At 32.4% G+C, this 15,030-nt stretch carries 8 protein-coding genes; all 8 read left to right on the forward strand.

Going from position 1 to position 15,030, the window contains the following annotated elements; genetic code table 11:
* Nucleotides 1-60: 60 nt before the first annotated feature.
* The 8 genes from ACEQT4_RS03610 to ACEQT4_RS03645 all read left to right on the forward strand — a co-directional run bounded on the left by ACEQT4_RS03610 (nt 61) and on the right by ACEQT4_RS03645 (nt 14,981).
* Nucleotides 61-2,358, forward strand: a complete 2,298-nt coding sequence (locus tag ACEQT4_RS03610) for an NADP-dependent malic enzyme (protein ID WP_106677469.1) — start codon at nt 61-63, stop codon at nt 2,356-2,358.
* 51 nt (nt 2,359-2,409) lie between these two features.
* The gene (ruvA, locus tag ACEQT4_RS03615; RefSeq protein ID WP_027879445.1) at nt 2,410-2,991 is read left to right on the forward strand and encodes a Holliday junction branch migration protein RuvA; all 582 of its coding nucleotides are present in this window, start codon (nt 2,410-2,412) and stop codon (nt 2,989-2,991) included.
* 6 nt (nt 2,992-2,997) lie between these two features.
* A complete protein-coding gene (sprA, locus tag ACEQT4_RS03620) occupies nt 2,998-10,230 on the forward strand; it encodes a cell surface protein SprA (protein WP_370226050.1) in 7,233 nt (2,410 codons plus the stop codon).
* Nucleotides 10,231-10,292: 62 nt separating this feature from the next.
* Nucleotides 10,293-10,673 (forward strand): glycine cleavage system protein GcvH, encoded by a 381-nt coding sequence (gcvH, locus tag ACEQT4_RS03625; protein ID WP_304141888.1) that lies wholly within the window; start codon nt 10,293-10,295, stop codon nt 10,671-10,673.
* Nucleotides 10,666-11,031 (forward strand): VanZ family protein, encoded by a 366-nt coding sequence (locus ACEQT4_RS03630; protein ID WP_146131293.1) that lies wholly within the window; start codon nt 10,666-10,668, stop codon nt 11,029-11,031. Before gcvH ends, ACEQT4_RS03630 begins: the two co-directional genes overlap by 8 nt.
* 57 nt (nt 11,032-11,088) lie before the next feature.
* On the forward strand, nt 11,089-11,811 hold the full coding sequence (locus tag ACEQT4_RS03635) for an energy transducer TonB (protein WP_027879441.1): 723 nt from the start codon (nt 11,089-11,091) through the stop codon (nt 11,809-11,811).
* A gap of 110 nt (nt 11,812-11,921) precedes the next feature.
* Complete coding sequence (locus tag ACEQT4_RS03640) at nt 11,922-12,734, forward strand: energy transducer TonB (protein ID WP_370226052.1); 813 nt, start codon at nt 11,922-11,924, stop codon at nt 12,732-12,734.
* Between the two features lie 114 nt (nt 12,735-12,848).
* Nucleotides 12,849-14,981: a gliding motility protein RemB gene (locus ACEQT4_RS03645; RefSeq protein ID WP_370226053.1), complete on the forward strand. Its 2,133-nt coding sequence runs from the start codon at nt 12,849-12,851 to the stop codon at nt 14,979-14,981.
* Nucleotides 14,982-15,030: the final 49 nt, after the last annotated feature.

Raw genomic sequence — 15,030 nt, forward strand, 5'->3', positions numbered from 1 at the left:
ACATTTGTAATTCAATTTAAACTTAAAAAAATTCCGCGTAAGCAGAAACATTATATCCTTATGAGTAAACAAAGTAGACGTCGCGAAGCTTTAGTATATCATGCAAAGCCAACTCCAGGAAAAATAAAAGTAGTACCAACAAAAAAATATGCAACACAAAGAGATTTGTCTCTTGCATATTCACCAGGTGTTGCAGAGCCTTGTTTAGAAATAGAAAAAGATAAAAATAATGCCTATAAATATACTTCTAAAGGAAATTTAGTAGCAGTAATATCTAACGGGACAGCAGTTTTAGGATTAGGAGATATTGGTCCAGAAGCTTCAAAACCAGTAATGGAAGGTAAAGGTTTATTATTTAAAATCTTTGCAGATATTGACGTATTTGATATAGAAGTTGATACAAAAAATGTAGAAGAATTTATCCAAACCGTAAAAAATATAGCTCCAACCTTTGGAGGGATTAATTTAGAAGATATTAAAGCACCAGAAGCTTTTGAAATAGAGCGTAGATTAAAAGAAGAACTGGATATTCCAGTAATGCATGATGACCAACATGGTACTGCTATTATATCTGCAGCAGCATTATTAAATGCTTTAGAATTAGCAGAAAAAAAGATAGATGAAGTTAAAATTGTAGTAAGTGGTGCAGGTGCTGCTGCTATCTCATGTACAAGACTATATCAAGCTTTTGGAGCAAAACGCGAAAACATTGTCATGTTAGACAGTAAAGGTGTAATTAGAAGCGATAGGGATAACTTAACAGCTCAAAAAGCAGAGTTTGCAACCGATAGAAAAATAAATACATTAGAAGAAGCAATGCAAGATGCAGATGTCTTTATTGGCTTATCAACGTCAGATATTGTAAATCAAGATATGTTACGTTCAATGTCTGTAAACCCTATTGTATTTGCTATGGCAAATCCAGATCCAGAAATAGCCTATGATTTAGCAATAGCAACTAGAGAAGATATTATAATGGCTACAGGACGTAGTGATCATCCTAACCAAGTAAATAACGTATTAGGTTTCCCATTTATTTTTAGAGGTGCTTTAGATGTTCGAGCAACAAAAATTAACGAAGCTATGAAAATGGCAGCAGTTAAAGCTTTAGCAGATTTAGCTAAAGAGCCAGTGCCAGAACAAGTAAATATAGCTTATGGCGAAACGCGTTTAGCATTTGGTAAAGATTATATTATACCAAAACCATTTGACCCAAGATTAATTTCTGAAGTACCACCAGCAGTAGCAAAAGCAGCTATGGAAAGTGGCGTAGCAAAAGAACCAATTGAAGATTGGGAAAAATATAAAGACGAATTAATGCAACGTCTTGGATCTGATAACAAATTAATGCGATTATTATTTAATCGTGCTAAGATGAATCCAAAGCGTGTTGTATTTGCAGAAGCAGATCAGTTAGACGTACTAAAAGCAGCTCAAGTTGTATATGAAGAAGGTATTGCACATCCAATTTTGTTAGGTCGACAAGAAGAAATAGAGCGTCTTAAAGAAGAAATAGAGTTTGATGCAGAAGTGCCTATTATAGACCCAAAATCAGATGAGCAGTTAGAGCAAAAAAATAAATATGCTCAAGTCTATTGGGAACAACGTCAAAGACGTGGCGTAACTCTTTTTAATGCACAAAAGATTATGCGAGAGCGTAATTATTTTGCAGCTATGATGGTTAACGAAGGAGATGCAGATGCTGTAATTACAGGATATTCTCGTAGTTACCCTTCTGTTGTAAAACCAATGTTAGAACTATTTGGTTTAGCACCTGGTTCTTCAAGAATAGCTACAACAAACTTAATGATGACACAGCGTGGACCATTATTTTTAAGTGATACGGCTATAAATGTAGATCCTTCTGCTAAAGATTTAGCTAGAATAGCTCAGATGACAGCAAAAACCATGAAAATGTTTGGTTTAGAGCCTGTAATGGCAATGACCTCATATTCTAATTTTGGATCATCAACAAATCCAAGAGCATCAAAGGTAAGAGAAGCTGTAAGTTACCTACATAGAGCCTATCCAGATTTAGTAGTAGACGGAGAGTTACAAACAGATTTTGCTCTTAATAGTAAAATGCTTCAAGACATTTTTCCTTTTTCAAAATTAGCAGGACGTAAAGTAAATGCATTAATATTTCCTAATTTAGATGCAGCTAATATTACTTACAAGCTTTTAAAAGAATTGAATAAAGCAGATTCTATAGGACCAATTATGATGGGTATGAAAAAACCTGCTCATATACTACAATTAGATGCAAGTGTAGACGAAATTGTAAGTATGGCAGCTATAGCTGTAATAGATGCTCAGCAAAAGCAAAAACTAGAAGAAAGTCTAAGGAATAAGAAGTAATTTTGAGTAAGAATAATTTTATTACATTTGAGGGTTTAATAGGGCTATTTTATGATTACTCATATACAAGGTAAATTAGTAGAAAAAAATCCTACAGATGTTGTAATAGATTGCAACGGTGTAGGATATTTGTTAAATATATCACTTCATACTTATTCTCAAATACCAGACCAAGAAGCATTAAAACTGTATACACATCTTCAAGTTAGAGAAGATGCACATACGCTTTTTGGATTTGCGTCATTGGCAGAAAGAGAAGTATTCAGGTTATTAATATCTGTAAGTGGTATTGGTGCAAATACAGCAAGAACGATGTTGTCTTCATTAACTCCAAAGCAAATTAGAGAAGGTATTGCAACAGAAGATGTAGCTTTAATTCAATCTATAAAAGGAATTGGAGCAAAAACAGCACAAAGAGTAATCATAGATCTAAAGGATAAGATTCTTAAAATCTATGATATAGACGAAGTTTCTGTTAAAGAAAGCAATACAAATAAAGAAGAAGCGTTATCTGCATTAGAAGTTTTAGGTTTTGCTAAAAAGCAAGCCGAAAAAGTTATAGATAAAATAGTGGCTCAACAACCAGATGCCAACGTAGAAACTATAATAAAACTAGCACTAAAAAATTTATAATTTATTTTGAATACAGCTCAACATAGTTTTTATAAATCCACACTAACTAACCTATTTACCACTTTTTTATTATTATTTAGTGTTGTTATTGTAGCTCAAGAAACTCCAGAAACAGAAACCGATAGTACCAAAACAGGCTTTAATTTAGGGCAAATACAAATGCCTAATCCAAGCAGTATTGATTCAAAATATACTTATGATGCTTTAACAGATAGATATATCTATACAGAATCTGTAGGAGAGTTTAATATAAATTACCCAATAATTTTAACACCACAAGAGTATCAATCTTTAGTAGATAAAGAAAACATGCAATCTTACTATAAAGAAAAGATTGATGCTTATGATGGAAAGAAAGAAAACTCAGAAGAAGCTCAAAAAAATCTATTGCCAGAGTTTTATGTAAATTCAGGTTTTTTTGAAAGCATTTTTGGAGGAAATACTATTGAGTTTATCCCTCAAGGATCTGTAGAAATGGATTTAGGTATCCTTTTTACAAAGCAAGATAACCCTTCATTTTCACCAAGAAACAGACGTAACTTTACTTTCGACTTTGACCAACGTATTAGCTTAAGTATGTTGGGTAAAGTAGGAACACGTTTACAAGTAAATGCAAATTACGATACACAGTCTACGTTTGATTTTCAAAACGTAATAAAATTAGAATATACACCAACAGAAGACGATATCATTCAAAAAATTGAAGTTGGTAACGTTAACATGCCTCTAAACAACTCATTAATTTCAGGAGCTCAAAGTTTATTTGGTGTTAAAACACAACTTAAATTTGGTAAAACAACAATTACAGGTGTGTTTTCGGATCAAAGATCAGACACAAAATCTGTAGTTGCTCAAGGTGGCGGAACTTTAGATGAATTTGACTTTTTTATTAGAGATTATGATGAAAACCGTCACTTCTTCTTAGCACAATATTTCCGTAACAACTATGATAAAGCATTAGAAAATTACCCGTTTATAAATAACAATATTCAGATTACAAGAATTGAAGTATGGGTAACAAACAGAAGTAATCAAACGCAAAATGTACGTAACGTTGTAGCGTTTCAAGATTTAGGAGAAACAGGTGTTATAGGTAATGCTGGTGTAAATGTTTATCAAGGTCCAAACGCATTTCCGGATAACGGAAACAATGGTTTAGATCCAACAATTATTGGGCAGCCAATGTCTCAATTAACAGATGCAGTAAGAGATATTGCTACCGTACAAAACGGAATTTTAATACCTGGTTTTAACGAAGGTTTCGACTTTGCAAAACAAGAAAATACCAGAAAGTTAATAGAAGGACAAGAATATAAAGTAAACACACAATTAGGATATATTTCTTTAAATCAAAGACTTAATAACGATGAAGTTTTAGCAGTAGCTTATCAATATACTGTTGGTGGGCAAGTATTTCAAGTAGGAGAATTTGCTAACGATGGTCTTGATGCAACAGATGTTAATACCAACTCTCAAGGTCAAGTAACTAATGTAACTAACAACGCATTAGTTTTAAAACTTTTAAAAAGTAGTATTACTAGTGTACAGCAGCCAATTTGGGATCTAATGATGAAAAACATTTACGATACCGGAGCTTATCAATTAAGTCAAGAAGATTTTAAGCTTAATATTTTTTATAACGAAGCTGCACCACTTAACTATATCACACCAGTAGAAGGGACTTCTTTTCCTACAGTAGATTTAGATAATAATCCAACAACAGATGATGAGGTTATACAAGAAACTACGCTGCTAAGATTATTCAATTTTGATAAACTAAATTTTAATAATGATCCTCAAATAGGAGGAGACGGATTTTTTGATTTTGTATCAGGAATAACTGTAATACCAGAAAACGGTAAAATAGTTTTTACTAAAGTAGAACCGTTTGGACGTTATTTATTCGACTTATTAGATGATGATGGTAACCCAGGTGATAATGCTGCAGATTATGAAGCAGATACTTACACTAACCCAAACCAAGAAAAATATGTATATGACTTGTTATATAAAGCAACAAAAACAGCTGCTTTAGACGAGTCTGAAAAAAATAAATTCCAAATAAAAGGACGTTACAAATCGTCTGGTGGTGATGGTATCCCGATTGGTGGGTTTAATGTGCCAAGAGGATCAGTACGTGTACAAGCAGGAGGAAGAGTGTTAGTAGAAGGTGTAGATTATACAGTAAATTATCAGTTAGGTAGAGTATATATTATTGATGATGCTTTAAAAGCTTCAAACACACCAATACAAGTTTCTACAGAAAATAATTCAATCTTTGGGCAACAAACTAAACGTTTTACAGGAATAAATGTAGAACATCGTTTTAACGAAAACTTTGTGGTTGGCGCTACGTATTTAAACCTTAACGAAAGACCTATTACGCAAAAAGCAAACTATGCTACAGAGCCTATAAACAATACAATTTTAGGGTTTAATGGTAATTATTCTACAGAAGTTCCATTCTTTACAAGACTTGTTAATAAGTTACCAAATATAGATACAGATGCACCATCAAATTTTTCTGTTCGTGGTGACTTTGCATACTTACTACCAGGAGCACCAAAAGGAACTAATTTTAATGGAGAAGCTACTGCATATATAGATGACTTTGAAGGTACTCAAAACGGAATTGATCTAAAATCACCGCAAGCTTGGACACTATCTTCTAGACCTTTAAATTTAAATAACACGACAGCTTTTGATGCTGTAGGTATAGAAAATGGTTATGGTAGAGCAATGTTAAATTGGTACTCTATAGATCCTATTTTCTACGGAAGTCAAAGACCATCAGGTATCTCAGATGATGATATGTCAAGCCTTTATACAAGCCGAGTATTTGTAAACGAACTTTTTCCGCAGCAAGATATAGCTCAAGGACAAACTACGGTTATTAATACTTTAGACTTAGTCTATTATCCAGATGAACGTGGTCCCTACAATTTTCAACCAGGTTCTGAGAATGGAAATACAGTAAACCCTGAAGAGAGTTGGGCTGGTATAACTAGACAAATAACATCTACAGATTTTGAGCAATCTAATGTTGAGTATATCGAGTTTTGGCTTCAAGATCCATTCCAAGAAAATCCATCTAATCCAGGAGGTAAATTATTTATAAATCTGGGAAGTATTTCAGAAGATATCTTAAAAGATGGTCGTAAACAATATGAAAACGGTTTGCCACAAGACGGTAATATTAGTTTGTTGCCTCAAACAGCTTATCAGTCTGTAGTGCCACAAAACCAAGCGTTAATTTATGCATTTGATACGACAGGAGAAGAAAGAACTAATCAAGACGTTGGATTTGATGGTTATAATGACGCAGAAGAAGCAGCTAATTTTCCAGCAGCATTTTCAGGAATAGCAGATCCAGCAAAAGATAACTACAACTATTATTTAAATGCTGAAGGCGATTTATTTGAGCGTTACAAACAATATAATGGCGTAGAAGGTAACTCTCCAGATTTCTTTAGTGATACTAACAGAGGATCAACAACACAACCAGATGTAGAAGATGTTAACCGTGATAATACTATGAATACTATTGATAGCTATTATCAATATGAAATAGAAATAACGCCAGCTACATTAAACTTAGATAACGAGTTTATTGTTGATACTAAAAATGTTAACGGAAACAGTAATCCAAGAGTTTTACCAAACGGAGATACCGCTTATCCAAAATGGTATCAATTTAGAATACCAGTAAGTTCTGGTGAAGCTGTAAATGGTATTACAGACTTAAGATCTATAAGGTTTACAAGACTATTCTTAAATGGCTTTGAGCAACCTACAGTATTTAGATTTGGTACATTAGATCTAGTAAGAAGTGATTGGAGAAGATTTAGATTAGCATTAGATGGCGGTCCAACAGATCCAACATTTGAAGATACAGATTTTAGCGTAGGTGCAGTAAGTACACAAGAAAACGAAGGTAGCTATGTGTCGCCACCAAGCGTAGTGCCAGAACAATTAAATAATAACAATACCATTGTTAGGCAAAATGAGCAGTCTTTAGTCGTTAAAGTATGTGATTTAAAAGCTAAAGATGCTAGAGCTGTATTTAAGAATATTGCAATAGATATGCGTCAATATAAAAAGTTGCGTATGTTTATGCATGCACGTCAAGGCGAAACACCTGGCTTAGGTGATAATGAAATGGTAGGCTTTATAAGAATGGGTAACGATTTAACCCAAAACTATTATCAAATAGAAATTCCATTAGAAGTTTATAACGGAGGCGGTACAGCAGAAGATTTTTGGCCAGAAGTAAATGAAATAAACTTAAAACTTGAAGTTTTACAACGCTTAAAAGCTTTAGCAATTAGTAACCAAACATTAACAAGTGGTCAGGCTAATTTTTATGATGTTGTAGGAGATGATTTAGTAGAGGTTCCTTTTTCTGAACAATTTGAAGGTTATGTATCTGGTCAACATCGTGTGGCAATAAAAGGTAATCCTAATTTTGGAGATATTAGAACCTTAATGGTTGGTGTAAAAAACGCAACTAATAGTAATTTATGTGGAGATGTTTGGTTTAATGAGCTAAGACTTTCAGACATGAATAACGAAGGTGGTTGGGCTGCAGTAATGAGTGTAGATACTAATTTAGCAGACTTTGCAACAGTAAGTGCTACAGGTAGAATGAGCACTTCTGGTTTTGGAGACATCAACCAAGGACCTAGCGAGCGTAGCTTAGAAGATGTAAAACAATATGATGTTGTAACTAATGTTAATATTGGTCAATTATTACCAGAAAAATGGGGATTACAAATACCATTTAATTATGGTCAAGGAGTAGAAGTGGTAACACCAAAGTTTGATCAACAATACGAAGATTTAGAGCTTCAAACACGAATGGACGAAGCTGCAGACGATGCAGAACGTGATCAAATTTTAGAACAATCCGAAGAGTATACTAAAAGAAAAAGTATCAACTTTATTGGAGTTAAAAAAAATAGAACAGGAGAAGCAAAACCACGTTTTTACGATGTAGAAAATTTAACACTTAACTACTCTTACAACAAAACAGAACATAGAGATTTTGAAATTAAAAACTCTGTAGACAAACAAGTAAGAGCAGGCGTTAATTATGCTTATAATTTTGAGCCAAAAGTAATTGAGCCATTTAAGAAAAATGATTCTTTATTTACAGGAGAATATTGGAAGCTATTAAAAGATTTAAACTTTAATGTGTTACCTGCTAGTTTTACTGTAAACACAGATTTAAACCGTCAGTATAATAGACAAAAGTTTAGAGACATAGATTTAGGAGGTAATAATATTGGATTAGAAGAACTATATAGAAGAAACTATACCTTCGACTATCAATACAATATCAACTGGAATCTTACAAAATCACTTCAACTTAATTTATCTGCTTCAAATAACAATATTGTACGTAATTATTTTAAAGACAATATTATTAACGGAGAACCAGATCCTATGCTAGATGTTTGGGACGGTTTCTTTGATTTTGGAGATCCAAACCGTCAACAACAACAAGTTGGTATTAATTATGAAATTCCTTTTGCTAAAATCCCAACCTTAAACTTTATAAAAGCAACTTATAGTTACTCTGGGTTATACCAGTGGCAAAAAGGATCTGATTTATTTGGTAATCTTACAGCAGATGATGGTAATACATACGATTTAGGTAACTCAATTTCTAATGGTAATTCACACAATATTAATTCAACTTTAGACATGAATAAGTTGTATAAATATTTAGGTATTGCAAAAAAGAGAAGTCCAAGACGTAGTAATAGGGTTAGTAGGGCACGTGGTGCTCAACCACCAGCTGTTACCAATAAAGATGAAAAAGCAAAGCAAAAGAAAAGCGGAGATGGTTTTGGAGCCAAACTAGGCAATTTTGGTATAGGAATATTAACATCGATAAAACGTATACAAGCTGTTTATAGCGAAACTAATGGGACATATTTACCAGGATACTTACAAACTCCAGGTTTTTTAGGTACATCTAAACCAACACTAGGTTATACTTTAGGTAGTCAAAGAGATGTGCGTGATCTTGCAGCAAGAAATGGATGGTTAACCATATTCCCAGATTTTAACCAACAGTATACGACTAACCAAACTAAACAGTTAGATTTATCTGCAAACTTAGAGCCGGTTAAAGATTTAAAAATTGATTTAATTGGATTTAGGACTTATGCTGAAAATTATACAGAAAACTACCGTATAGAAAATGACGAGTATGTGTCCTTAACACCAAATACGTACGGTAATTTTAGTATATCTGCATTTACATTACCAACAGCATTTAGTAAAAGTGATGAGAACGGATCTCAAGCATTTGATGATTTTAGAGCAAATAGAATTGAAGTTGCAAAACGTTTAGCCACGCAAAGAGGAATTGATGTGACAGATCCTGCAAATTTAGATGCAGAAGGTTATCCAAAAGGGTTTGGTAAAACAAGTCAACAAGTATTATTGCCATCATTTGTAAGTGCATACACAGGAAGAGGAGCTAACAAAACACCATTAGATGCATTAAGAGATATACCAATTCCTAACTGGGATTTAAAGTATACAGGTTTTATGAAGTTTAATTGGTTTAAAAAACGATTTAAACGTTTCTCTTTAACACACGGTTATCGTTCAACATATACCATTCAACAGTTTAGAACAAACTTAGATTATACACCAATAGATTTTACAGTAGATTATGATTCTCAACCAAATGAAGCTTTAGATCAAGCAGGAAACTATAAAGCAAAAAGTTTATTAAGCGGTGTAACTTTAACAGAAATGTTCAGCCCATTATTCCGTTTTGACATGGAGATGAAAAACTCAGTAAGAGTCCTTTTAGAAATGAAAAAAGACCGTATGCTATCATTAAGTTTTGATAATAATCTAATGACCGAAATTGCAGGAAACGAGTATACAGTAGGATTAGGTTACCGCCTTAAAGATGTACGCATAAAATCAAAATTAGCAGGACCAAGACGATCAATAGTATCAGATTTAATTATGTCTGCAGACTTGTCTGTAAGAGATAACAAAACAATAATTAGATATTTAGATGTAGATAACAACCAAATAACAAACGGTCAAACCATTTGGGGATTAAAATACAATGCAGAATATGCTTTTAGTAGAAACTTAACAGGTATTTTTTACTTCGATTATACCTTCTCAGAATATGCAATTTCAACAGCATTTCCTCAAACAACAATTAGATCTGGTTTAACCCTTAGATATAATTTCGGAAATTAGTAATTCTTTATTTGAAATTATTACTCATTTAAATACATTTGTAGCAACTTAAAAAATAAAAGATGAATATTCCAGCAGATTTAAAATATACTAAAGACCATGAATGGGTTAAAATTGAAGGTGACCAAATAACAGTTGGTATTACAGATTTTGCTCAAAGTGAGTTAGGAGATATAGTTTACGTTGAGGTTGAAACTTTAGACGAAACTTTAGATGCAGAAGAGGTTTTTGGAACAGTAGAAGCAGTAAAAACAGTATCAGACTTATTCTTACCTGTAGCAGGAGAGATTGTTGCTTTTAATGATTCTTTAGAAGACGAACCAGAAAAAGTAAACACAGATCCTTACGGAGAAGGTTGGATGATTAAAGTAAAAGTATCTGATGTAACATCATTAGACAGCTTACTTTCTGCAGAAGATTATAAAGCCATAATTGGTGCGTAAATTATTAGTATTACTTAGCATAGGTTACTCAATTGTGCTTACAATATTAAGTTTATTGCCACAAGTAGGACCAAGTAATATGCCAAGTAATAGTGATAAAGTATTTCATGCGGTTGCTTATATGTTTTTTACCATGATTTGGTATCTAACACTAAAACAAAGTTATTTTTTAAAAAAAGCTTTAAGTAAAGCAGTTGGATTAGCCATAGTTTTTGGCATAATTATTGAAATATTACAACACACATTAACACAGCACAGAGAAGCAGATATTAAAGATGTAGTAGCCAATATAATAGGAGCTCTTTTAGCTGTATTGATTATTAAATTAGCGTTAAAAATGAAAGTTAAAAACAACTAATACCTTGTTTTTTTAGTAAATAAATAGTTATTTTAGCATTCAGTAAAAATCACAAACATGGAACCAAAGAAAAATCCAGAAGCAAATGTAGGTCGTAACAGTAGTCTATATTTAGCAGTAGGTTTAGCACTTATGATGTTTATATCATATACAGCGATCAATCATAAAACATATGACAAAGAAGCAATTGACATTGGTCAATTAGATCTTGGTGAAGAAATAGAAGAAGAAATTCCAATTACTGAAATACAAAATACACCACCGCCACCGCCACCGCCACCAGCAGCTCCAGAAGTTATCGAGGTTGTGGAAGATGAAGAAGAAGTGGAAGAAACAGTAATCGAGTCTACAGAAACAACTCAAGAAGAAGTAATCGTAGAGGTTGAAGAAGTAGAGGTAGAAGAGGTAGAAGAAGTTATCGAAGATGTACCATTCTCAATTATCGAAAATGTGCCAATCTTTCCTGGTTGTGAAAGTGGTAACAACGATGCTAAGAAAAAATGTATGTCTGATAAAATCAATAAATTTGTACAACGTAACTTTAATACAGATTTAGCTCAAGATTTAGGTTTAGATTCAGGTATTAAAAGAATATTTGTATCATTTAAAGTAGATACACAAGGTAACATTGTAGGAATTAGATCAAGAGCTCCTCACCCAAGATTAGAACAAGAGGCAGCAAGAGTAATTCAAAAATTACCTAAAATGAAGCCAGGTAAGCAAAGAGGTAAACCAGTAAATGTACCTTACTCTTTACCAATTACATTTAGAGTAGAATAGTTAAATAACTATCATATATTAAAAATCCCGTTACAATTGTAACGGGATTTTTGTTTTTGGTATGTTTATTGTGACATTTTCATAATATTAACATTTAAACTTTATTAATTATGAAAAATCTTAAAAAAGAGCACAATCTCACTCGCCAAAATGAGAGTAAAGTGCAGCATTCACAAAAACATGATGCAAATTTACAAAAAAACTCCACGTTGTATTTTCAAGTAGGATTAATACTATGCTTATTGGCTGTTTATGGCGCTTTAGAGATGCGTTTTGAATCTACTAACTTAGCTATAATCGAAGATTCAGTAGAGCCTGTATTTGAAGAGTATACTTTAGATCAAAAGCAGTACAAAATTATAAAAGATGCTGTTAAGGTTGAAGATCCTGTAAAAAGGCAACCTAAACATGTTTTAGAACCTGAAATTATTGAAAATGACGAACCTGATGCAGAAGAAACTACAGATTTAATAACCGAAATGACTAAACCAAAAACAGAAATTGATGTTACTAAAGTTGATCTTAAAGACATTACGGTTGAAGTACCAGAAGATCCTATAGAAGATGTCCCTTTTGTAAGGATAGAACAAGTCCCTGTATATCCAGGATGCGAAGGAGAAACTACTAACGATGGTCGTAAAAAATGCTTCTCAGAAAAGCTATCAGAATTAGTAAGAAAAAAATTTGACACAGATTTAGGAAATCAACTAGGTTTAAAGGAAGGTATTCAAAAAATCTATGTTAATTTTAGAATAACTAAAACAGGTAACGTAGAAGTGTTAAGGACAAGAGCGCCTCATCAAGTATTAGAAAAAGAAGCTAATAGAGTAGTAAATACAATTCCTAAGGTACAACCAGGAAAACAAGGTGGGCAAGAAGTTTCGGTGTTATACACATTACCAATCATGTTTCAGGTAAGGTAATAAAAAAATACTATCACTTATTTAAAGTCGTTATTGTGATATATAGCGACTTTTTTTGTTCAAAGCTGTTATAAAAAAAGCATTATCTTTCAGCAAAATTTAAACCCAAAATAAATGAAGTCATTCATTTTAACCTTATTCACTCTATTAACGTGTCTATCCTATGGACAAAACAACACTTTTATAAGTAAACCACCAGTTTTCGAAAATTGTAAAAACCAAGAAGATAGTACTCAACTTAATTGCTTTAATCAAGAGGTTTTTAATTTTATATTTAAAAATTTTCAAACACCAAAAGAAATTGATTCAAGCTATAAAGGCGAAATAGTTGTGGTTTTTGAAGTAACAGAAAAAGGAGTGTTTAAAACCATTTTTATTGAAGCAAAGCACAAATCGTTAAAGGAAGAAACACAACGTATATTTGATCTATTTCCTCAAATAGAACCAGCAACTTATAACGGTAATCCTACGTTTAGACAATATTCTATGTCTATTTATTTACCATTAAATGAAGCTAATAAACCTTCAGAAGTTGAAGCTTTTGTTCTTGATCATAATAATCAATCTAAAACCAATCAGGTTGTACAGTTAACAGATTTAGAAAAGAAGGCTAAAGCCGAATTTGATAGCGTACAAAAAGCAGTAACAAAATATCAAAATAAAGAATATAAGAGTCAAATAAATATTCCTTTTAGTCATGAAAACTATTTTCGTTTTGACCGTTCAATGAATTTAGTAGGTACCAATAGTCACACAGCATCAAAGCCATTTATGTATGAAGATGTTGAAAATTATTACGATTTTGAAGCAGAAAATGAAGCCTTAAAACAAGATAGACAGACTTGGGCAGGACAAAAATTATGGAATGAGCATTTAGTGCAATTACAAGGAAAAGATTATTGGTTTACTGTAGATCCTGTTTTTGATTTACAATTAGGTAAAGATACTGATGCAGGTTTTGATTACACATATAACAATACTCGTGGTGTTTATATACAAGGTGGATTAGGTAATAAATTTAGCTTTTCTGCAACAGTTTACGAAAATCAAGGTCGGTTTGCACAATACGTTAATCAATATGCAGAAAGTTTAAAGGCGTTTGGTCCTGATCCTGCCATAATACCTGGTCGTGGTATTGCAAAACGATTTAAAGATGATGCTTATGATTATCCTGTAGCAGAAGGATATTTGTCATATTCACCTGCAAAATTTATTAATGTTCAGTTTGGACATGGCAAACAATTTATTGGCGACGGTTACCGTAGTTTACTACAAAGTGATGTAGCAAGTCCTTATCCTTTTTTAAAGTTGAATACTAAATTTTGGAAAATTAAGTACACCAACACTTGGACCTGGTTAAAAGATGTAAGACCAGAAGCGGTAGTAGATGATGCATTTAGAACAAAATATATAGCAAATCATTACTTAAGCTGGAATGTCTCAAAAAAATTAAACATAGGATTATTTGAATCTGTTATTTGGGAAAACACTAACGATAGAGGCTTTGATGTTAACTATTTAAACCCAGTAATTTTCTTTAGAGCGATAGAATTTGAAACTGGTCAAGGTGCTGGTAATGCTATTTTAGGAGCCTCAGGAAAATATAAATTTAATGACAATGTAAATATTTATGGGCAATTTATTTTAGACGAATTTTCTTTAAATGATGTGAAAGCAGGAGAAAAAAGCTGGAAAAATAAGTTTGGGTTTCAATTAGGCGCTAAATATTATAATGCTTTTAAAGTAAAAAACTTAATGCTTCAAGCAGAATATAACCAAGTAAGACCGTATACATATTCTCATAATACAATTGTGCTAAATTACGCACATAACAATCAACCTATGGCTCATCTTTGGGGCGCAAATTTTAGAGAGTTAGTTTTGATTGGGCGTTATCAAAAACAACGTTGGTTTGGAGAAGTTAAGGTTATTACTGGTGTTAGAGGTTTTGATTACAATAACGAAACAGATAACTTTAGCTATGGTGGCGATATTTATAGAGATTATAATGACAGACCATTTGATACAGGTGTAGAAATAGGTCAAGGTATAAAAACAACATCTATAAATGCAAGTGCTCAATTAGGGTATTTAGTTAATCCAGCTTCTAATTTAAAAGCATTTGTTAATGTAAACTACAGAAATTTTAATCCAGAAGCAGAAACATTAAACGTTTATAATAACAGTACTGTTTGGTTTAACTTTGGTTTAAGAACAGACTTATTTAATTGGTATTTTGATTACTAAAAACAATTAAAACCATCATATTAAAGCCTCAAGTTAAAAACCTTGAGGT

This window comes from Mesoflavibacter sp., from assembly GCF_964226795.1.
Lineage (GTDB): Bacteria > Bacteroidota > Bacteroidia > Flavobacteriales > Flavobacteriaceae > Mesoflavibacter > Mesoflavibacter zeaxanthinifaciens.

Excerpts from the sequence above, each read along its gene's own strand:
- ACEQT4_RS03610 (WP_106677469.1), top strand. The coding sequence starts at position 61 with ATGAGTAAACAAAGTAGACGTCGCGAAGCTTTAGTATATCATGCAAAG.
- ruvA (WP_027879445.1), top strand. The coding sequence starts at position 2,410 with ATGATTACTCATATACAAGGTAAATTAGTAGAAAAAAATCCTACAGAT.
- gcvH (WP_304141888.1), top strand. The coding sequence starts at position 10,293 with ATGAATATTCCAGCAGATTTAAAATATACTAAAGACCATGAATGGGTT.
- ACEQT4_RS03635 (WP_027879441.1), top strand. The coding sequence starts at position 11,089 with ATGGAACCAAAGAAAAATCCAGAAGCAAATGTAGGTCGTAACAGTAGT.
- ACEQT4_RS03640 (WP_370226052.1), top strand. The coding sequence starts at position 11,922 with ATGAAAAATCTTAAAAAAGAGCACAATCTCACTCGCCAAAATGAGAGT.
- ACEQT4_RS03645 (WP_370226053.1), top strand. The coding sequence starts at position 12,849 with ATGAAGTCATTCATTTTAACCTTATTCACTCTATTAACGTGTCTATCC.